Genomic DNA, 20,547 nt, shown 5'->3' with positions numbered 1-20,547 from the left:
AAAGGGCTGGCCCCGTCGAGAGCGGGAGCCGGTTTCATGCCATGAGCAAACCGCAGACCTTTGGTGCCTTTCTTGCCGGCAATGCCCGCTGGCTTGGGGCAGCCTTCCTGATGACCGCCTTTTCCGGTTTCGGGCAGACCTTCTTCATCGCCCTGTCCGCAGGTGATGTGCGGGCGGAGCTGGACCTCAGCAACGGCGCCTTCGGCTCGCTCTACATGGCCGCAACGCTTGGAAGCGCGCTGACGCTGCCCACCCTTGGCCGGGTGCTGGACCGCTTTTCCGTGGCGCAGGTGGCAGCCGGCGTCATGGTCATGCTCGGGCTGTTCTGCTCCCTGATGGCCTCCGCCACCTCCATCTGGATGGTGGGGCTGGCGCTCTATGGCCTGCGTCTTTTCGGGCAGGGCATGATGAGCAACACCGCCATGACGGCGGCCGGGCGCTGGTTTGATGCGCAGCGCGGCCGCGCCGTGGCGGTGATCGGCCTTGGCTTCCCGGTATCGGAAGCCATCATGCCGGTTTCCTTCGTTGCCATCATGACCAGTTTCGGCTGGCGGCAGGGCTGGTGGGTGGCGGTGGCTGTGATACTGGCGCTGGTGCTGCCCATCGTGCTGCTGCTCCTGCGCAGGGAGCGGGTGCCGGTGAACACGGCCACGGACGTCAAGGTGGTGGAGCGGCGGCACTGGACGCGGGCCGAAGTGCTGCGTGATCCGATGTTCTATGTCGTTTCCGCCGGAGTTCTCGCCCCGCCTTTCATCGTCACGGCAGTGCTGTTCCATCAGGCCTATCTGGTGGACCTGCGCGGTTGGACGAGGGAGCTCTTCGCAGCAGCTTTCATCGTCATGTCTGCTTCGGCGGTGCTGTCGTCGCTGGTGCTGGGCCAGTTGATCGACCGCTTCACGGCGCGGCGCATCCTGCCTTTCATGCTGCTGCCACTCGCCTGCGGCACGGCAATTCTGGCGCTGGTGCATGCTCCTTATGCGCCTTTCATCTTCATGGCGCTGATCGGCCTCTCCAACGGTTTTGTCGCCACCTTCAACGGTGCGCTCTGGCCGGAGCTTTACGGCACCCGCCATCTGGGCGCCGTGCGCTCGGTCGTCTTTGCCTTCATGGTCTTTGCCTCGGCGCTCGGACCGGGGCTTGCGGGCTGGCTGATCGATTTCGGCGTGCCTTATGACGGCCAGATCCTCGGCTTCTCGCTCTATTGCCTGGTGATGACGGCTGCCCTCGCCAGTGCCTCACGTGTGCTGCTGAAGCGGGATGATCTTGCCAGCACGGCGGACTGAGGGTAGGGGAGACGCATGACCGTAAAGCTCCGCTTCGCGCCCTCTCCGACGGGCCTCATCCACCTCGGCAACAGCCGTACCGCGCTTCTCAACTGGCTCTTTGCCCTGAAGAATGGCGGCCAGTTTGTGCTGCGTTTCGACGACACGGATCTGGAGCGCTCGCGCCGGGAATATGCCGATGCCATCGAGGCGGATCTCGCCTGGTTCGGCGTCAAACCCGCCATGATGGTGCGCCAGTCGGACCGGATCGCGCTCTATGATGCGGCGGCGGAGAAGCTGAAGGCGGCTAGCCTGCTCTATCCCTGTTACGAAACGGCGGATGAGCTGGAGCGCCGCCGCTCCCGCGCCCGTGCGATGGGCCGCCCGCCGGTCTATGACCGCGCGGCCCTGAAGCTGACGGCGGAGGACAAGGCAAAGCTGGAGGCCGAAGGCCGCCAGCCGCACTGGCGCTTCCTGCTGCCCAACCATGACGGCGACCCGCTGGCCCCGCGCCGCACGGATGTCACGTGGGACGACCTGTGCCGTGGCAGCCAGTCGATCGACCTTGCTTCCCTGTCCGATCCGGTACTCGCCCGTGCCGACGGCAGCTATCTCTACACGTTTACGTCTGTGGTGGATGACGCGGACATGGGCATCACCCATGTCATCCGGGGTGAGGATCACGTTGCCAACACGGCGGTACAGATTGCCATCTTTGAAGCGCTGGGGGCGCCGCTGCCGCGCTTCGCCCACCATAACCTGCTGACCACGATGGACGGCGAAGGGCTGTCCAAGCGCAAGGGCGCGCTGTCCATCAGCTCCCTGCGCGAAGCTGGCATCGAGCCCATGGCCGTTGCCTCGCTGGCTGTCCTCACCGGCACCAGCCACGCCGTCGAGCCGGTGCGGGACATGGACACGCTGGCGGGCATGCTGGATCTTGCCGGGATCTCCCGCTCATCCGCCAAGTTCGACCCGCAGGAACTGGACAGCCTCAACGCCCGGCTGGTCCATGCCATGACCTACGAAGAAGCCGCACCGCGCCTTGCAGCGCTTGGCATCGGCGGCGGCGAAGCCTTCTGGCTGGCGGTGCGGGAAAATTGCGCCCGCTTCGGCGATGCCGCCGGTTGGTGGGCCATCATTTCCGGCGATCTGCCAGCCGATGCTGAGCAGGTGGCAGAAGAGGACCGGGCCTATCTGGCCGAGGCCCTCGCGCTCTTGCCCGAAGGCCCGCTGGATGGCTCAAGTTGGGGCGTCTGGACCGGCTTGCTCAAGGAGAAGACGGGGCGCAAGGGCAAGACCCTGTTCATGCCGCTGCGCCTGGCGCTGACCGGCCATGATCACGGCCCCGACATGAAGGCGCTGCTGCCGCTTATCGGTCGGGAAAGAACTGCGGCCCGACTTTCCTGACAGGCCCGCGCGGCTCACCTCTCGCATCCTCCGCAGGCGCTTCCTGTGAGGCGGCCTGGTGATCAGGCTGCGTGCCGTTCAGCGCTTGCTCAGCCCCTGCGGGGCTTTCTTCCGGGCCTTGCTCCTCCGTCTTCCGTCCCAGCACGGGCAGGGACGGGCGCATGCCCTCTGTTTTGGGCTGGACGTCAGTCGCGGGGAGGGACGCGGTGACAAGGCTGGAGGCATCAAACCCTTCGCGCAGGTTCTGCGCCGTGTCCGGGTCTGCATCCAGCGGCATCTCATCGGCACTTACAGGGGGCATGGACATGCGGATGGCATCCGTCTGCGGGTTGGCAGCGCCTTGTCCAGCGACAACACGTCCTCCGGCCAAGGTCAAAATGCCGCCTGCGGCTCCGGAGACCGGTGTCAGCGGAGGTGCCTCCTGCTGGGCGGAAGGGGCGGCCTGACAGCTGCAGCCGTTGACATATTCCTTGCGGTGGCGGAAGGCGTTGGGCAGTTCCGTATAGGGCACGCCCGCCAGCGAAATCATGTCCTCCGGATCGCCGCCCGGATTGCGGTAGACGAAAAGCCCCGTTTCGGCTGCCGGGCACATCGCATTGCAGGCCGCGGCATCCTGGCCGAACTGGCCCGGCCGGGCGCTGAAGCTGATGGGGAAGAAATAGCCATCGCAGGTGCGCACACACAAGGTGCGGTAGGTGGCATTGCGCGGAAAATTATAGGCCGGATAGGCAAGGCCGTCGCGGGTGCGCTCCAGTTCCTGGGGAACCGTGCCGGCGGCGGCACGCCGCTCCGGCTGCACCGGCAGCATGACGGTTTTGCGCCCGGGCTGAAGCGGTGCCATGGGCGCAGCCGGCGCGTCTGGCTGGCCCCAAGTGCGGGTGAGGAGTCCTCTCGGCTGCTGCGGTGCCAGTTTCGGCTGGGCCGCAGCCTCCCGCAGGGCCCGCGTGTTGCCTTCGCCCGGGCACATGTTGCGCACCATATCCTTGCGGATGCGCAGGATTTCCGCCCGGTTCGCCGCTGTGCCGCCGCGGCCCGCATTTGCTTTGCCGGCCTTGACGCGCTGGCGCTCGATCTTGGCGAGGTTGGCCTCCATGCGCTGGATCTTGTCAAGGAGAGAGGGGCACCGTGCATTGGCGCCCGCCAGTCCGCATTGGTAATAGGCCGCATCGCGCCGCGCCGCCATGATCGAGCGGGCCTGTGCCTCCGCAGCTTCGTCCCATTTTGAAGCAGAGGAGGAGGCGCCAGCTGTTTCAAGACGGGAAAGCTGCCGGGCTAGGGTTTCACAGGTGGAACTGCGTGCATGCGCAGCAGAAGCCCCCAAGGCAAGTGCCATGAGGCCAGAAAGGGCCAGAAGCCTGAACTTTACGCGCTTCATGGTGACAGCCATCCCCAACCCGGCCTTCCGGCAGCCCGGTCACTTGTGCAGGCCAGGCCTGCTTCCCAACTTTCCCCGACGCAACTATCGGGGCTGAACTGCCCCTTTGCAAGCAACGGGCCAGCCGGAGTTAACACGTCTGGCTGCCCCATGCCCGGCGTGAACCAGACACCGTTCCGCCGCACTGCAGCAAGCTAAAAGAAGTCCGGCAGACAAGGCTCTTCACACCTGTTCTGGCGTGAGCCGGTCCGCCGTATGCCGGGCTGTAGTGCCACAGATGTCACGGCCGAATATTGCCTTCTTCACTCCTCTTTTCTGACAAAGATCTGAATCCATTGCCGGGGGCGGCTGTTCTTGTTGATAAAAAAACGGGGGCTGCCATGATTTGCCTGCAATTGTTTGCGAATCGAACCGTGCCGCGCTGAACTCTCACGTTGAAGTGATGAGATGTGAGCGATGAGCGGAGGCAGGCGCATTGCGTCCTGTCCCCGCATCTCTCCGGCGCGGCGGGCCACAAGCGCCCGGCAGCAACGCGGGCCTAAGGGCCCCGCCAGAACGAAAGTGGACGCCATGAGCGAAGACAGCAAGGCGCCGGAAGGCAAGATTCCCGCCGTTTCCGTGTCGGAAGTGGCCAGCGGCTGCTATGCCCTGATGCGGGACGGCTTTCCAACAATCGGCGCCGTGCGCGGTGATGAGGCCATTCTCGTGGTTGATGCCCCGCCCAGCGTCGAGGCCGCGCAGGGCATCACCGAGGCGCTGGAGCGGATCAGCGGCAAGCCGGTGCGCTATCTCGTGCTCACCCATTACCACGCCGGGCGCACCGCCGGAGCGCATGCGCTGGAGCCTGGCGAAATCCTCGCTTCGGACCTCACGCGACGCCTGATTGAAGAGCGGGGCGAAGCCAACCTCGAATGCGAGCGCCGCCGCGCAACTGATGGCGCGCCTGCGGTCAGCAATGCCCTTGTCTGGCCGGAGCTGACCTTTGCCTCGTCCCTGTCGCTGCGGCTCGGCTCGCGCGAGATCCGGCTCATGCATCTGGGGCGCGGGCATACGATGGGGGACATCGTGGTCTGGGTGCCGGATTCGGGCACCATCTTTGCCGGCGACCTGCTCAACCCCGGCGGGGTGCCCTATGCCGCCGATGGCCACCTTGGCGACTGGGTGAAGACGCTGGAGCGGCTGCGTGCCTTCAAGGGCAACGCACTGGTTGCAGGCTCCGGCGCGCCCTTGCGCGGATCGCAGATGGTGAATGACGCCATCACCCGCACCAAGGAGTTCATCGAAACCCTGCGCGCCTCGGCGGCGGCCTGTGTGGATCAGGGGCTGGACCTCAAGGCCACCAACGATGCCGTGCGTGACGCGATGGACCCGCGCTACGGCAAGCTTCCGGGCTATGACCGGATCATGCCGCTCAACATCGCCCGCGCCTATGACGAAGCCAAGGGCATCGACGTGCCGCAGATCTGGACGGTGGAACGCGAACAGATCGCCATCAGCCGCCTCAGCCGTGCTGCGGCGAGTGAGGACGCGGCGTAGGGGGAGGTATCAGCCTCTTGAGATGGCCTTGCCGCAGAAGCCGGGTTCCCGGGAGATCCGGTTTCATTTTCTTCCGTTCTTTATGGAAAGAACTGTCGGCCCCCCCTACATGAACGAGACCTATGGGACGAGCCAGGGAAACGGGTTATGCGCAGCGGCACCGGTAGCATCATTGCAACACTCGCAGGTGGTCTTCTGGCTTTTCTGCTTGCGGCGGGTTCGGCCCTCGCGGCGGAGCAGCCGGATCTCATCTTCAAGAAGTCCACCGTGTGGAAATTCCTCACGCCCGACCACAAGCTTGCGACCTATGCCATCGACGATCCGGTGGTGGAGGGCGTCGCCTGTCATTTCACCGTCCCGGAAAAGGGCGGCATTGACGGCTGGCTCGGCATTGCCGAGGAGGTGTCGGACATTTCGCTTGCCTGCCGTCAGGTGGGGCCGGTCAGCTTCAAGGCGCGCTTCGAGCAGGGCGAGGAGATGTTCCGCCAGCGCAGGTCGTTCCTGTTCAAGAAAATGCGGATCGTGCGCGGCTGCGACACCAAGCGCAATGTGCTGGTCTATCTCGTCTATTCCGACAAGCTGGTGGAAGGCAGCCCGAAGAACTCCACCTCCACCGTTCCCATCATGCCATGGGGCAGCGGCGAAGCGCCGCGCTGTGCTGATTTTCTGGATAAATGACAGGTAGAAGCCCGCACTGGCTTACAGCGCGGGCTCTTCCTCGTCCTCGGTCTGCGGGGCTTCCTGAGGCTTGGCATCGGGCGAGCAGAAATGGGTGTAGAGTACACCCATGACATCGCGGGCTGCATCACTTGCCAGCCGGTAATAGATCGTCGTGCCTTCCCGGCGGGTGCGCACGAGCCCTTGCGCGCGCAGCAGGCTGAGTTGCTGGGAGACGGTGGGCATACGCATGCCGGTCTGTTCGGCCAGATCGCCGACCTTGCACTCCCGGTCGGCCATCATGCACAGCAGCATCAGCCTCGGTGTCGAGGCGATGGTCTTGAGAAATTGAACGGCCGCTTCGGCCTTTTCTTCCAGAGCCTTGGTTTCCATGGGCGCAAGATGGCACCAAGACCCGATTGTTTCAAGCCACGCCGTCACACTGTCTTCAGGCTTTCTGCAAGGCGCTGCAACCTGCCGGTGCGATCAGCCCCGGATCATGGCCGGCAGAAGGATGTGGCCGGCGCCGCAGCTGACACCTGCGGTCATGCACATGCTCTTCTGGGCCGAGACGCCGAAGGGCATCGGCTTGCTGGAGGCAAGGGCTGCAAGGCCGGCGAAGGGGGCGGCGATGATGGCGAGAACGAAGCAGACCGAGACAAGACGTGCAAACATGACAGGCCCCATTTTCATCTTGCCCGGCCGTTGCGGCGGGCTGTGTTCAACTCATGGCGCTACTGTGGCAGGGGCGCGCTGAACCGGGTCTGAGGGGCAAATTCAGCTGGCGTTCAGCTTCGTGAACAGGTGTTTGGATCCTGAGGGAACCGGGCGCCTGGGCCTGCGCGGCGCGGCAGATGAATGCTTGACCGGAAACGGGAAACCGGTCACAACAGAGCCATGAATACGGCCAGCCGGACCCTCATTCCGATCACCATTATTTGCAGCTAGCACCTCTGCTGGCTGTGGCCGTTCCCTCCTTGCGCCAATTCCAAAGAGACGGACGCCCCCGGCCAGCAGGCCAGGAGACGACGTGTCATGACGAATGCCAGCCCGGACACCCCGGTTCTGCGCCTGACCAATACGCTCACCCGGACGAAGGATGTCTTCCATCCGATCGATCCGCAGAACGTGCGCATGTATGTGTGCGGGCCGACGGTCTATGACTTTGCCCATATCGGCAATGCCCGGCCCGTCATTGTCTTTGACGTGCTATACCGCCTGCTGCGTCATCTCTACGGGGCCGGTCACGTCACCTATGTGCGCAACATCACGGACGTGGATGACAAGATCAACGCCCGCGCCCTGCGTGATTTTCCCGGCCTGCCGCTGAACGATGCCATCGCACGGGTGACCTCCACCACCGCGGACCAGTTCCACGCGGACGTGAAGGCGCTCGGTTGCCTTGAGCCCAGCCATGAGCCGCGCGCCACGCAGCATATCGCGGGCATGGTGTCGATGATCGAAACGCTGATTGCCCGCGGCCATGCCTATGTGGCGCAGACACAAGATGGCGGCGAGGTGCTGTTCGACACGGGCTCCATGGAGGCCTATGGCCAGCTGTCCAAGCGCAATCTGGAGGACCAGAGGGCAGGCGCGCGCATTGCCGTTGACGCCCACAAGAAGAACCCGGGCGACTTCGTGCTGTGGAAGCTGTCTTCCCCGGAAGAGCCGGGCTGGGACAGCCCCTGGGGCCGTGGCCGCCCCGGCTGGCACATCGAATGCTCGGTCATGAGCGCCCATCACCTGGGCGAGGTGTTCGACATTCACGGCGGCGGGCTGGATCTCATCTTCCCGCACCACGAAAACGAAATCGCCCAGTCCTGCTGCGCCCATGGCACCAGCGTGATGGCAAACTTCTGGCTGCACAACGGCTTTGTGCAGGTGGAGGGGCGCAAGATGTCCAAGTCCGAGGGCAACTTCGTCACCATCCATGACCTGCTGCACACGGAAAAATTCGGTGGCCGCAAATGGCCGGGCGAAGTGCTGCGCCTTGCCATGCTGATGACGCATTACCGCGAGCCGATTGATTTTTCGGTGAAGCGGCTGGAGGAGGCTGAGCGGCTGCTGGCGAAGTGGCCCGAGGTTCAGGAAACTGCTGCCGCTCCCGCTCCGGAAGTGCTGGCTGCCTTGACGGATGACCTCAATACGGTTGCTGCTGTGCAGGCCCTGCACGGCCTTGCGCAGAACGCCGCCAAGGACAGTGCCCTGCTTCCGGTCTACTGTGCCAGTGCCCGTCTTCTCGGGCTCGCGCCTGTTGCCGCCGTACTGGAGGATGTGGATACGGGACGCATCGAAGCCCTCGTTGGCGCTCGTCTCGCCAGTCTTGAAGCCAAAAACTGGGCTGAAGCCGACCGCATCCGCGACGAGCTCTCCGCCATGGGCATTCAGCTCAAGGACGGCAAGGACGCGGCCACCGGAAAGCGTGTGACAACGTGGGAGGTGAAGCGCTGAGGCCGCTGCAGGCCGCACCGCCCCTCTCCCCCCTTGAGATCACGGGTGAAGGGGGCTCTGCGGTTGCAAGGAAACTAGCGCCTGTATTGCGAAAGCAATCGCAAGGCGTCAGAGAGGGAGAGCCAATCATGACCAGTGAACGGTCTGGCGGGTGTCAGTGCGGGGCGGTGCGGTTCCGGGTGCGGGGGCAGCTGGGGCATGCGTCGGTGTGCCATTGCCGCATGTGCCAGAAGGCTTTCGGCGGCTTCTATACGCCGCTGGTGTCGGTGCGCGAGGCGGACAGCATGGAGTGGACGCGCGGGCAGCGGGCCATCTTCCGCAGCTCCAATCTGGTTTCCCGTGGCTTTTGTTCGGCCTGCGGCACGCCGCTGACCTATGAGGCGCCGGACGGCATGGCCATCTCCATCGCTGCCTTTGATGACCCGTCCGGGATCGTGCCAATCGTTGCCTATGGGGTGGAGGGCAAGCTGCCTTATGCCGATGCGGTGCCGGATCTGCCGGAACGCAAGACGGAGGAGGATGTTGCAGCGGCGGCGTTTCTGGCTGCCATCGTCAGCTTCCAGCATCCCGATCATGATACAGACGTCTGGCCGCCGGAGGCGGCCTGAGGAAGGAATGTTCCAATGACGGAATTGCGCGGCCTCTATCCCGAAATCGAGCCCTATGCCTCCGGCATGCTCGATGTGGGCGATGGGCACACCATTTACTGGGAACGCTCCGGCACACCGGGCAAAAAGCCTGCGGTGTTCCTGCATGGCGGGCCGGGCGGCGGCATTTCGCCGGCGCACAGGCGGCTGTTCCATCCCGGTCACTATGACGTGCTGCTGTTCGACCAGCGAGGCTGCGGCCGCTCCACGCCCCACGCGGAACTGGAAGCCAACACCACCTGGCATCTGGTGGAGGACATCGAGCGCCTGCGCAAACTGGCGGGCGTGGACCAGTGGCTGGTCTTCGGCGGCTCCTGGGGCTCGACGCTGGCTCTGGCCTATGCGCAGACCTATCCGGAGCGCGTGAGCGAACTGGTGCTGCGCGGCATCTATACGCTGACGAAGGCGGAACTGGACTGGTACTACCAGTTCGGCGTCTCCGAAATATTCCCGGAGAAGTTCGAGCGCTTTCAGGCGCCGGTGCCGGAGGGCGAGCGTCATGCGATGATTGCGGCCTACCAGCGCCTGCTGACCCATCCGGACAAGGGGGTGCGGGTGGAGGCGGCCAAGGCCTGGAGCCTGTGGGAAGGTGAGACCATCACCCTGCTGCCGAGCCTCGACAACAGCCAGCATTTCGGCGAGGACGAATTCGCCCACGCCTTCGCTCGCATCGAGAACCACTTCTTCATGCATGGCGGCTGGCTGGAAGAGGGGCAATTGCTGCGTGACGCGGGCAAGCTGAAGGACATTCCGGGTGTGATCGTCCATGGCCGCTACGACATGCCTTGCCCGGCGCGCTATGCCTATGGCCTGCACAAGGCCTGGCCGCGGGCGGATTTCCACCTCATCGAAGGCGCGGGGCATGCCTTCAACGAGCCGGGCATCCTCGACCGGCTGATCCGCGCCACCGACATGTTCGCAGGCCTTCCCGAGGCCTGAAGCCAAAAAAACAGCCAGAAACCGGTATCCAGACAATGACCCGCGAGAAACTCTACCTGTTCGACACCACGCTCCGCGACGGAGCGCAGACCAGCGGCATCGACTTTTCCATCACGGAAAAGATCGCCATCGCCGAGTTGCTGGAGCGGCTGGGTGTTGATTACATCGAGGGCGGCTATCCGGGTGCAAACCCTACGGATACCGAGTTCTTCTCAGAAAAGCGGACGAAGACCGCCCGCTTCACCGCCTTCGGCATGACCAAGCGGGCAGGGCGCTCCGCCTCCAACGATCCGGGCCTGCAATTGCTGCTGGAGGCCAAGGCCGACGCGAACTGCTTTGTGGCCAAGTCCTGGGACTACCACGTGGAAGTGGCGCTCGGCTGCACCAACGAGGAAAACCTCGAAAGCATCCGCGATACGGTGCAGGCGGCTGTTGCCGCTGGCCGCGAAGCCATGATCGACTGCGAGCATTTCTTCGATGGCTACAAGGCCAATCCGGAGTATGCGCTGGCCTGCGCCCGCACGGCCTATGAAGCGGGGGCGCGCTGGGTGGTGCTGTGCGACACCAACGGTGGCACCCTGCCGGGCGAGGTGAAGGAGATCATTACCCGGGTGAAGCAGGTGGTGCCGGGCAGTCATCTGGGCATCCACGCCCACAACGACACAGGCCAGGCGGTCGCCAATTCGCTGGCGGCGGTGGAGGCTGGCGTGCGCCAGATCCAGGGCACGCTCAACGGCATTGGCGAGCGTTGCGGCAATGCCAATCTGATCAGCCTGATCCCGACCCTGATGCTGAAGGCGCCTTACAAGGATACGGTGGAACTCTCCGTCCGGCCGGACCGGCTGAAGGACATCACGGCCATCTCGCACACTTTCGACGAGATGCTGAACCGCTCCCCGGACCGGCATGCGCCCTATGTGGGCGAAAGCGCCTTTGCCACCAAGGCCGGCATCCATGCCTCGGCCCTGCTGAAGGACCCCAAGACCTACGAGCATGTGGAGCCGGAAAGCGTCGGCAACAAGCGCAAGGTGCTGGTGTCCGATCAGGCGGGCAAGAGCAATCTGCTGGGCGAGTTGTCCCGGCTTGGCATCGATGTGGACAAGGCTGATCCGAAGCTGGATGCACTGCTGAGGGAAGTGAAGGAGCGCGAGGCCAAGGGTTACGCCTATGAGGCGGCGGATGCCTCCTTCGAGCTGCTGGCCCGGCGCATTCTGGGCAAGGTGCCGCGCTTCTTCGAGGTGAAGTCCTTCCGCGTCATGGTGGAGCGGCGTTTCAACGCGGTGGGCGAGCAGGTCACCATGTCCGAGGCGGTGGTGAAGGTGGATATCGACGGGGAAACCCGCATGTCCGTCTGCGAGGGCAACGGCCCGGTCAACGCGCTGGACGGTGCGCTGCGCAAGGATCTGGGCAAGTATCAGTCGGCCATCGAGGGGCTGGAGCTGGTGGACTACAAGGTGCGTATCCTCGACGGCGGTACGGGTGCCATCACGCGCGTGCTCATCGAAAGCCACGACAAGACGACACACCAGCGCTGGTTCACCATCGGCGTGTCGTCCAACATCGTGGATGCCTCGTTCCAGGCGCTGACGGATTCCATCACCTATGCGCTGTTGAAGTCGGCGGGATAGGACCCAGTATGACAAGGCTTTCGATGCTGAAGCATCACGCCTTGAAAAATGCTCAATTGCCGCAAGGGTGTAACCACTGCTCGATGAGTCAAGCCCATCAAGCATTGATATAAGATCAACTCCTGCCGTCTGAGGCAGGGGTGACTGAACGCGAAGGCTCAGGAGGCAACGAGCTGGTTGCGTCCGGAGTTCTTTGCGGAATACAGCCGGGCGTCGGAGGTCCGGATGGCTTCCGACAAGTCATGGCCGGGGATGACTGACAGGCCAATGCTGGCGGCAATGCGGAAGGTCTGTTCGCCGGACGAAATGTCGAGGCTCTGCAGCCGGCGGCGGAAGGCTTCGACGCGGGTCATGACCTCTGCTTCGCTCTTTCCGCATAATACGGCACAGAACTCGTCACCGCCCAGCCGCACCGCCTGACCTTCCTCGCCTGCAAGCCGCAGAAGCTCGTCCGACAGGGCAATCAGCGCCCGGTCTCCGGCTTCGTGGCCGTAGGTGTCGTTGACATGTTTGAACTTGTCCACGTCAACCAGCGCCAGCCAGCGGACTTCGCCGCGCTCCTGGGCTTCTGAAACAAGGCGGATGCCTTCACTGAACAGGAAGCGGCGGTTGTAAAGCCCGGTCAGAGCGTCCCGGAAACTGCGGTCGCTGAGATCGGCAAACCGGTCGATCACGTCGAGGTTCTGGGAAACCCGCAGCAGCAGTTCTTCCGGCGGGCAGCTCTTGTGCAGGAAGTCGCTGGCGCCGTATTTCAGAAAGCGTATGCGGTTTTCCATGTCTTCGGATCCGGAAATACCGATGACGGCGAGGGATTCCCGGCTGCGCTTGCGCCGGATTGCCTTCAGGAATGAGAATCCGTCTTCCTCCGGCATGAAGTAATCCACGATGACCAGCCGGATTTCCGGATAATCCTGCAGATACTGCATGCCCTCCTTGGCGGAACTGGCCACAAACATCTTGTAGCGGTGCCGGGCAATCGTCTCGCTCATATAGGTCCGCTCGACCACCGCGTCATCGATGACCAGCACACCAATGGACGAATTCCGGCCCAGCCGCTGCACCAGATCGCCGAGGTAGTCGAGACTGGAAGGGCTATCCTTGATGATGTAGTCGAGCACTCCCTTGTCACGCATCGCCTTGCGCAGGTGGGGCTCGAAGCGGCTGGTGAAAACGACCGTGGGAACCCGGTGCGAGATACACAGGTCCACAATCTGACCGTCCGGAGCATCTGGCAGGGTCAGGTCGACAAGGGCCAGCTCAAAGGCTTCGCCGCCGCCTGTGAGATGGGCTTCCGCCTGGGCAAGGGTCCTTGCCACTGTGATCCGGCGCTCTCCGATCTCAGCGAGTTTCTTGAGTGCAGCCTTCTCAAAGAAGGCGGCATCCTCGACGAGAAGGATCTTCTGCATATCTGTCCGCCGGCATTGATAAAAGTTTCGAGAATAGTGAATGCCAATCACAAACAAACAGTTATCCTGAGGCGTCAATTTTTCTCAAATGACCAATTTGACGCGGTGCCGGCGGCGGGGAAAGAGTCAAAATATCAATAGTTTGCCCGGGCGCTCGAATTATAGGTGCGCGCTCCGGCAAAGACTTCCTTGAGTTGTTATAGGTATTTATACGGATGACTTGTCAGAAGTTCTCAAATCCTGCTTCAGCATCAACAAGTTGGGCGTTTTGTGAGGACTGGAAGGCTTCCAGCAGCATCGGAATGATACTGGCAGTGTCAGAAGCAACGAGATAGGGCACATCCTGCTCGCGCCGGATGAAAGCCTCGTTACGCATGTGGTCGAGGAGTTCAAGGAGCGGAGACCAGAAACTGTTGATATTGGCCAGAAGTACCGGTTTGCGGTGCTGTCCCAGCTGAGCCCAGGTCATCATCTCGACAACCTCTTCCAGCGTGCCGATGCCTCCAGGGAGCGCGACGAAGGCATCCGATTTCTGGAACATCAGCTTCTTGCGTTCATGCATGTCGCGGGTGACGATGAGATCGTTCACCTCATGCAGCATAACTTCACGCTGTTCCAGAAACTCAGGGATAATGCCAGTCACGGGCGCGCCGTGGTCAAGCGCCGATTTTGCGACTGCGCCCATAAGGCCGACGGAGCCGCCGCCATAGACAAGCGACAGCCCTGCCTCGCCGATCAACCGGCCGAGGCTTCGGGCAGCGTCCAGATAGGTTGCGTCATGGCCGAAGCTTGATCCGCAATAGACACAAATGCTTTTGAGATTCGTCATGGCAAAATGTTTGGCATTGGCAGACAGCCATGGTCAAGCATTGCCTGCGGCAACAAAGCTTGCGTGCCTTGTGCAAAATGCCGTTTATGCGGCGAATCTGCTAGATCTTGTGGTGTTCTTCGTGAAACGCTGGGGAACTGTTCAGAAATTGAGTGTCCGGTGCAGCCGGGCATGTGGCAGGGGGCGAGCTGTGCGGCTGTTGAAGAGAGCCGCCGCACCTCCAATCAGGGTTTGGGGTCTGAGATGACACGTAAAGGGGTTACCGTCAGTCTGGTCATTGCCGTGGTCGTGGGGATCATTGCGCTGCTGACAGGCTATCTGAGCCAGAAGGATGCGGGAGCGCCCCAGGAAATGGCAAGTGCCCCTCAAGCCGCAAGTCAGACAGCCGCCCCTGCAACTCAGGCCGAGGCCCCGGCGGCAGCGGCTCTTGATACCGCGTCCCGGCCGGCCGCAGTCCAGTCCCCGGCCCCGGCGGCTGAACCTGCCGCAACTCCCGAACCGGAAGCCCCCAGCTTTGACGTCGCTGGAATTGAAGCCGATGGCGCAGCCGTGATTGCGGGCCGTGCGGCACCGGGCTCGACGGTGTCCCTGCTGGCCAACGGCGAGGTGATCGGCACCGCCACAGCCAATGAGGCAGGGGAATGGTCGATGGTCCTCGACAAGCCGCTGGCACCCGGCGACTACGACATGCTGCTGCGCATGGAAACGGCTGACGGGAAGATCATCGAGTCGGCGCAGCGCCTGACCGTTTCTCTTCCGGGCAGCGGTCGGGAACGTCCTCTGATCGTCCTCAACACCCCGGATGCACCCTCCAGCGTGCTGCAGCGGCCCGCCGCTGTCGAGGTGGCGAGCGCTCAGGCCACTCCGAAGCCGGAGGAGACCGCGCCAGCAGCTGAGGCGGCATCTGAAGCGGCACCCGCGGCAGCGCCCGAAGGAGAGCTGGCAGCAGAAGCTGCTCCCGCTGAACCGGCGCCTGCGGCCGCTGAAACCGCCGCGCCGGAGCCCGGCACCACCGAACTGGCGGTAGCATCTGCACCGGAACCTTCATCTGCACCTGAAGCTGCCCCGCAAGCCACTGCAGAAGCAGCCCCGGACGCAGCCTCAGATGCAACCCCAGACACCGCTCCTGAAGCTGCCGCCGAGGCCGCTCCGGAACAGGCGGACGTGCCGGCTCCCGCTCCCGAGCCTGCACCGGTTGCTGCCGCGCCTGCGCCCGCAGAAGCGCCTGCAGCAGAGGTCAAGCCCGTCATCGCGCCGGTCACCGTGGAAGCGGTCGAGTCCGAGGATGGCAAGCTCTATGTGGCTGGCACCAGCACGGCGGATGCGCTGCTGCGCATCTATGTGGCCGATGCTCTGGTTGGTGAAACGAAGGCCAACGGGGATGGCCGCTGGCTGCTGGAAACCACGGCCGAGATTCCGGTCGGTGACGTCGAGGTTCGTGCCGACCATGTGGACCCGGTCACCGGCGCGGTTCTGGCCCGTGCTGCCGTATCGTTCCGCAAGGCCGAGCTGCAGGAGATCATTCTCAGCAAGGTCGAGGAAGCCGGTTCTCAAGGCGCGTCCGATGCAGCTGCTGCCCCGCAGGTGCCGAATGTCATCATCCGCAAGGGCGACAATCTCTGGAATATCTCCCGCCGCCTTTATGGCACGGGCTTCCGCTACACCACCATCTATCAGGCCAACAAGGACCAGATCCGCAATCCCGACCTGATCTATCCGGGACAGGTGTTCCTGACCCCGGGCGCTGCTCCGGATGCAACCCAGGGCGATGCAGTGTCCAAGTGACCTGACTGCGTGAACGGGACTTTATGCGGGGCGCCGGACAACCGGCGCCCCGTTGCATTTGCGGGCTCATATTGTGGCAAGCGTGTGCTGACTCTTCATCTCAACACGCTGACTCAAAGGTATCAGTAACTTGCACCGGCAACATGAATCACAAGGGCAATTGGCCGGAAAACCGGAATCAACATGCCAAGTGCTTGAATCAGTTTGAGAAGAAGCCGAATCTATCTCTCAGCTCTCAAGGCCAAGTGCCTGAGCCGACTCTACAATCCGGTCGATCAGCGCCGCCGCTTCACCCATATGGAGCGCAGGGTCCTTGAGCGCGCTCCAGTCCGCAGGAACCGGGGTCATGGCGGCCAGCACATCGAAGAGATGGGTGCCGCTCGCAAGGACAGTAGCACAGGCTTTCTTTACCAAATCTTGCGCCTGCGGACGGGGCATGGTGGCGGCGAGCGCAAAGCTGGCGGCCTCTGCCAGAAGCAGGCCGTTGCCCGCCTCGATGTTGGCACGCATGCGGGCTGTGTCGATGACGAGGCTCTCCAGCAGGCTGGTGGCTGTGGTTAGCGCCTTGCCGGTGGCGGCAGCGATCTGCGGCAGGCTCAGCCACTCGATCAGCCAGGCCGCGCCGCTGCGCTCATACTCTGCAATAGCCGCCTGCTGCAGGGTGCCGAGCTGACCGCCAGTGTAACGGGCGAGGGCGATCAGCACTTCTGCGCCCACCGGGTTGGCCTTGTTGGGCATGGTGGACGAGCCGCCGCCGCTGCCGGGGCGCAGTTCGCCGATTTCGTTCTGGGAGAGGAGGGCAATGTCCTGCCCGGTCTTGCCGAGGCTGCCGGTGACGAGAGCACACCAGCCGGCAAATTCCATCAGCCCGTCGCGGCTCACATGCCAGGGCACGGGCGAAATTGTGAGACCCAGCCGTTCTGCGAGCTTTGCCTCCACCGCCAGCCCATGCGGGGCCAGCGCGGCAAGGTTGCCCGACGCCCCGCCCAGCGACAGGCGCAACAGGCGCGGGCGCAATTGAGCAAGACGTTCCAGATGCGCCAGCAGCGGCGCCAGCCACACGGCAGCCTTCAGGCCGAAGCTTGTGGGGGTCGCCTGCTGCATGCGGGTGTGCGCCGCCATGGGCGTTGCGCGGTGCGCCTCAGCCATGCGCAGGAGCAGGCGGGCGAGATCGCGCAGTCGGGCCTCGAAGATGTCTGCCAGCTGCGACAGCCGCAGCACCAGACCGGTGTCGGCGATGTCCTGACTGGTCGCGCCCCAATGGACGAAGGGGGCATGGTCTGCAGATACTGCCTTGCGCAGGGCCGCGACCAGCGCCGGCACGGGCACGCCATCCTGCGCAGTGGCCGCCGACAGTGCAGCCGGGTCCAGCGTCAGGTGTCTTGCGGCCGCGCTGATCGCCTTCGCAGCTTCGTGCGGAATGAGGCCGCAGTCCCCTTGCGCCAGTGCGAGAGCGGCTTCTACCTCCAGCATGGCCGCAAGGGCAGCAGCATCACTGAACAGAGCCGCCGTTTCACCATCCTGCAGCAGGCCGGAGAGGAGAGGGGAATCGAAGGGGCTGACGGTCATGGCTGTCCCTGATGCGGCCGGAAATGGCGCTGGTATGTATTGGTACTGGAACGGCAAGGGCCCGCCAAGCGCGGGCCGGATGCCGTGTGCTGGAGCATCGCAGAAAGGACTGGAGCCAGGCCGTCTTTGGCCCGGCTCCATGCCCGGTTCCTGATCAGGGTTTGATGGGCTATCTGGATCTCCCCCCGGTCAGGTCCGTCTCTTGCCTGCGAGCGGTCAGATGTCGAAGAACACCGTCTCGTTCTCGCCCTGGATGTGGATGTCGAAGGTGTAGATCACTTCGCCGTTCCGCTCTTCGCGCTGGGCGATCAGCGTCTTGCGGCGCACCGGGTGTTCCACCAGATTGATCACCGGGTCCTTGGCATTGGCCTCTTCCTCATCGGAGAAATAGAGCCGGGTATTGAGGCCGATATTGATGCCGCGTGCGACGATCCACAGGCTGATGTGCGGGGCCTGCGGGCGCCCATCCCGCCACCGGACAGAGCCGGGCTTGATGGTCTCGATGACGAAAACACCGGTTTCGAAATCCGAGCAGCTGCGGCCCCAGCCCCGGAAGTCCGGATCAAGCTGGCCTGGCCCCTTGTCTTCCGGGTGATTGTAGCGGCCATCGCTGTTGGCCTGCCAGCTTTCGATCAGCACATCCTTAAGCGGCGTGCCGGAGCCGTCGAAAACGCGGCCCTCAATGCGGATGCGCTCACCGCGCGTGTTTGGCCCGGCGACCACATGGCTGAAGTTCTTCTCGAAGATGTCGAACCCGGCTGCCTGTGGAGCAAGGCCAATGTGGACATAGGGGCCCGCCGTCTGGCTGGCGGTTTCCTGAAGATAGGGAAGCGGCAGAACCATGGCTCAGTTTCCTTCCAGACGGTTTTCGAAAAGCGTGGAGCGGCGGCCGCGCAGCACGATGTCGAAGCGGTAGGCCCGGTAGTCGAGCGGGGCGGAGGCCTTCATGTCCAGCGGGGCGATCAGCCGCTCGATGGCACCGGCGTCCGGGATGGTCTTGACGATCGGGCAGATGCCGATGAGCGGGTCGCCCTCGAAATACATCTGGGTGATCAGGCGCTGTGTGAAGGAATGGCCGAACACCGAGAAGTGGATATGCGCCGGGCGCCAGCTGTTGATGTAGTTGCGCCAGGGATAGGGGCCCGGCTTGATGGTGCGGAAGAAGTAGTAGCCGTTCTCGTCCGTCAGGGTGCGGCCGCAGCCGCCGAAGTTCGGGTCGATCGGGGCGAGATAGGTGTCCTTCTTGTGGCGGTAGCGGCCGCCCGCATTCGCCTGCCAGGCTTCCACCAGAACTTCCGGCAGTCCGCGGCCGTTCTCGTCCAGCACGCGGCCATGGACCACGATCCGCTCGCCGATGGGCTCTCCGGTCTTGGCGTAGTTGAGGATCATGTCATTGTCGAGCGGGCCGAGGTCGTTGTGGTTGAAGACCGGGCCGGTGATCTCGCCCATGCCCTGTTCCAGCGACAGCAGCGCCTTCTGCGGCGAGCGCAGGACGGAGCTCTTGTAGCCCGGCGCATAGGCGGGCGGATGTATGGACAGCTCACGCTGGTAATAGTCGCCCAGTCCCGGGCTCGGAAAGTTGCTTGGGGTCTCGCTCATGACTGGCCTCCCTGATCCAGATCAGCAGGTTTGCGCATTTCGTCCACTTCGCCCAACCGCCCGTTGGCGGTGAGGGTTTCACGGGCAATCTTGAAGGCGGTGTTGGCCGCGGGCACCCCGGCGTAGATCGCCACATGCAGCAGCGCCTCGCGGATGTCGCGTGCGCTGGCGCCGGTGTTGGCGCTGGCCCGCACATGCATGGCCAGTTCCTCATGGTGGCCGAGCCCGGCCAGCAGGGCAATGGTGACGAGGCTGCGCTCGCGCTTCGTCAGGCTGTCATCGGCCCAGACCGTGCCCCAGGCGCTTTCCACGATCAGCGTCTGGAAGTCCTCGTCGAAGGGCGTCTGATTGGCAATGGCCCGGTCCACATGGGCATCGCCCAGAACGGAGCGGCGGGTCTTCATGCCATTGGCATGGCGCGAGCCGGGGGAACGGTCAGACAAGGGAATGCTCCTCAAGGAAAGTATCAATGGCCGCGCAGAAGGCCTCCGGCGCCTCAACGCAAGGAATGTGGCCCACACCCTCGATGAGGGTAAAACGGGCACCTTCGATAAGCTCAGTGGTGCCGCGCACCAGATCGGGCGGGGTCGAGCCATCCTCGCTGCCCGCAATCACCAGCACCGGCAGCTTCAGTTTGGCTGTGGAGGCGGTGAGATCGGCGCCAGCCAGCGCATGGCAGATACCGGTGTAGCCTTCGCGCGTGGTGCGGGTCAGCATGGCGCGCCAGCCGGTCAGTTCATCCGGACGGCTCTGACGGAAGGCGGCAGAGAACCAGCGCTCCAGAATGGGTTCCGAGAGGGATGCAATTCCGCCCGCTTCAATCGCGGCGATGCGCTGGGCCCACATTTCAGGCGAGCCCACCTTGGCCGCCGTGTTGCTGAGCACGGCAGCCCGCACCAGACCTGGACGCAGCGCCGCCAGCCCCTGTGCCACCAGCCCGCCCACGGACAGGCCCACGGCAATGGCAGAGGTGATGCCGAGCGCCGCCAGAAGCTGGTCGAGGTCGGCTACGAGATCCTCAATGGAATAGGGGCCATCGGGGCACTCGGACAGGCCATGGCCGCGCATGTCATAGCGCAGGATGCGGAACCTGCCAGAATAATGCGCCGCCACCCGGTCCCATGAGCGGAAGTCCGTGCCAAGCGAATTGGCAAAGACCATAACGGGCAGGTGCTGTTCGCCGCTGTCGCTCACATGCAGGCACACACCGTTTGCGCGGATCATCTGCAACGCACTCTCTCCCTCTTGCCGCGTTTCCCTTGCGGGCAATGTTCATTCCGGACTGTCTCGCAGGCCCCAATTCCTCTCCCCTTGAGGGGGAGATGCCCCCGGCAGGGGGCAGAGAGGGGGGGGGAACAGCCTCTCGGAATTACTCAAAAGGCCCCGAGATGCTGATGCGCCGCTGCCCCCTCCGTCTGCTGACGCAGACATCTCCCCTCAAGCTGGGAGAGGGGGCT

19 protein-coding genes are annotated in these 20,547 nt (G+C 63.7%); 9 read left to right on the top strand and 10 right to left on the bottom strand.

The window, feature by feature from the left end:
* Positions 1-41 precede the first annotated feature (41 nt).
* Together ASC48_RS09960 and gltX are read left to right on the top strand one after the other, a co-directional pair.
* Positions 42-1,283, top strand: coding sequence for an MFS transporter (locus tag ASC48_RS09960; RefSeq protein ID WP_055455609.1), 1,242 nt, complete (start codon positions 42-44; stop codon positions 1,281-1,283).
* Between the two features lie 15 nt (positions 1,284-1,298).
* Positions 1,299-2,669, top strand: a complete 1,371-nt coding sequence (gene gltX / locus ASC48_RS09955) for a glutamate--tRNA ligase (protein WP_055455608.1) — start codon at positions 1,299-1,301, stop codon at positions 2,667-2,669.
* On the opposite strand, the gene ASC48_RS09950 is transcribed toward gltX, so the two are convergent.
* Positions 2,632-4,044 carry a DUF2865 domain-containing protein gene (locus tag ASC48_RS09950; RefSeq protein WP_244270038.1) on the bottom strand — a complete coding sequence of 471 codons (1,413 nt, stop codon included), beginning with the start codon at positions 4,042-4,044 and terminating at the stop codon, positions 2,632-2,634. The genes gltX and ASC48_RS09950 overlap by 38 nt on opposite strands.
* Positions 4,045-4,614: 570 nt before the next feature.
* Between ASC48_RS09950 and ASC48_RS09945 the strand changes: the two genes are divergently transcribed.
* A complete protein-coding gene (locus ASC48_RS09945; RefSeq protein ID WP_055455606.1) occupies positions 4,615-5,580 on the top strand; it encodes an MBL fold metallo-hydrolase in 966 nt (321 codons plus the stop codon).
* A 147-nt stretch (positions 5,581-5,727) separates the two neighbouring features.
* Positions 5,728-6,258, top strand: a complete 531-nt coding sequence (locus ASC48_RS09940; RefSeq protein ID WP_055455605.1) for a CreA family protein — start codon at positions 5,728-5,730, stop codon at positions 6,256-6,258.
* 21 nt (positions 6,259-6,279) lie between these two features.
* Here ASC48_RS09940 and ASC48_RS09935 read toward each other — a convergent pair whose 3' ends face one another.
* Together ASC48_RS09935 and ASC48_RS09930 are read right to left on the bottom strand one after the other, a co-directional pair.
* Complete coding sequence (locus ASC48_RS09935; RefSeq protein ID WP_055455604.1) at positions 6,280-6,630, bottom strand: ArsR/SmtB family transcription factor; 351 nt, start codon at positions 6,628-6,630, stop codon at positions 6,280-6,282.
* A 93-nt stretch (positions 6,631-6,723) separates the two neighbouring features.
* Positions 6,724-6,912: a hypothetical protein gene (locus tag ASC48_RS09930; protein ID WP_055455603.1), complete on the bottom strand. Its 189-nt coding sequence runs from the start codon at positions 6,910-6,912 to the stop codon at positions 6,724-6,726.
* A 360-nt stretch (positions 6,913-7,272) separates the two neighbouring features.
* Between ASC48_RS09930 and cysS the strand changes: the two genes are divergently transcribed.
* The 4 genes from cysS to cimA all read left to right on the top strand — a co-directional run bounded on the left by cysS (position 7,273) and on the right by cimA (position 11,902).
* On the top strand, positions 7,273-8,688 hold the full coding sequence (gene cysS, locus ASC48_RS09925; protein ID WP_055455602.1) for a cysteine--tRNA ligase: 1,416 nt from the start codon (positions 7,273-7,275) through the stop codon (positions 8,686-8,688).
* Between the two features lie 128 nt (positions 8,689-8,816).
* Positions 8,817-9,296, top strand: a complete 480-nt coding sequence (locus tag ASC48_RS09920) for a GFA family protein (RefSeq protein WP_055455601.1) — start codon at positions 8,817-8,819, stop codon at positions 9,294-9,296.
* Positions 9,297-9,311: 15 nt separating this feature from the next.
* Positions 9,312-10,274 carry a prolyl aminopeptidase gene (gene pip, locus ASC48_RS09915; protein ID WP_055455600.1) on the top strand — a complete coding sequence of 321 codons (963 nt, stop codon included), beginning with the start codon at positions 9,312-9,314 and terminating at the stop codon, positions 10,272-10,274.
* 35 nt (positions 10,275-10,309) lie between these two features.
* On the top strand, positions 10,310-11,902 hold the full coding sequence (cimA, locus tag ASC48_RS09910) for a citramalate synthase (protein WP_055455599.1): 1,593 nt from the start codon (positions 10,310-10,312) through the stop codon (positions 11,900-11,902).
* Between the two features lie 158 nt (positions 11,903-12,060).
* Here cimA and ASC48_RS09905 read toward each other — a convergent pair whose 3' ends face one another.
* Positions 12,061-13,308 (bottom strand): diguanylate cyclase, encoded by a 1,248-nt coding sequence (locus tag ASC48_RS09905; RefSeq protein ID WP_055455598.1) that lies wholly within the window; start codon positions 13,306-13,308, stop codon positions 12,061-12,063.
* 223 nt (positions 13,309-13,531) lie between these two features.
* On the bottom strand, positions 13,532-14,137 hold the full coding sequence (locus ASC48_RS09900) for an LOG family protein (protein WP_055455597.1): 606 nt from the start codon (positions 14,135-14,137) through the stop codon (positions 13,532-13,534).
* A gap of 243 nt (positions 14,138-14,380) precedes the next feature.
* Here ASC48_RS09900 and ASC48_RS09895 point away from each other — a divergent pair, with 243 nt between their 5' ends.
* Positions 14,381-15,922, top strand: a complete 1,542-nt coding sequence (locus ASC48_RS09895; protein WP_055455596.1) for a LysM peptidoglycan-binding domain-containing protein — start codon at positions 14,381-14,383, stop codon at positions 15,920-15,922.
* A 228-nt stretch (positions 15,923-16,150) separates the two neighbouring features.
* Here the strand turns inward: ASC48_RS09895 and ASC48_RS09890 are convergent, their stop codons facing one another.
* From ASC48_RS09890 to pcaD, 5 genes are all read right to left on the bottom strand, one after another.
* The gene (locus ASC48_RS09890) at positions 16,151-17,491 is read right to left on the bottom strand and encodes a 3-carboxy-cis,cis-muconate cycloisomerase (protein ID WP_055455595.1); all 1,341 of its coding nucleotides are present in this window, start codon (positions 17,489-17,491) and stop codon (positions 16,151-16,153) included.
* 216 nt (positions 17,492-17,707) lie between these two features.
* Positions 17,708-18,334: a protocatechuate 3,4-dioxygenase subunit alpha gene (gene pcaG, locus ASC48_RS09885; protein WP_055455594.1), complete on the bottom strand. Its 627-nt coding sequence runs from the start codon at positions 18,332-18,334 to the stop codon at positions 17,708-17,710.
* Positions 18,335-18,337: 3 nt separating this feature from the next.
* On the bottom strand, positions 18,338-19,090 hold the full coding sequence (pcaH, locus tag ASC48_RS09880; RefSeq protein ID WP_055455593.1) for a protocatechuate 3,4-dioxygenase subunit beta: 753 nt from the start codon (positions 19,088-19,090) through the stop codon (positions 18,338-18,340).
* On the bottom strand, positions 19,087-19,533 hold the full coding sequence (pcaC, locus tag ASC48_RS09875; protein WP_055455592.1) for a 4-carboxymuconolactone decarboxylase: 447 nt from the start codon (positions 19,531-19,533) through the stop codon (positions 19,087-19,089). The genes pcaH and pcaC overlap by 4 nt, the downstream gene beginning before the upstream one ends.
* Positions 19,526-20,314, bottom strand: a complete 789-nt coding sequence (pcaD, locus tag ASC48_RS09870; protein WP_055455591.1) for a 3-oxoadipate enol-lactonase — start codon at positions 20,312-20,314, stop codon at positions 19,526-19,528. The genes pcaC and pcaD overlap by 8 nt, the downstream gene beginning before the upstream one ends.
* Positions 20,315-20,547: the final 233 nt, after the last annotated feature.

The sequence above is a fragment of the Pannonibacter indicus genome (assembly GCF_001418225.1).
In the GTDB taxonomy this organism is placed as follows: Bacteria; Pseudomonadota; Alphaproteobacteria; order Rhizobiales; family Stappiaceae; genus Pannonibacter; species Pannonibacter indicus.
Note: the sequence above shows the minus strand (reverse complement) of the source record. Positions and strands in the feature narration are given on the sequence as shown.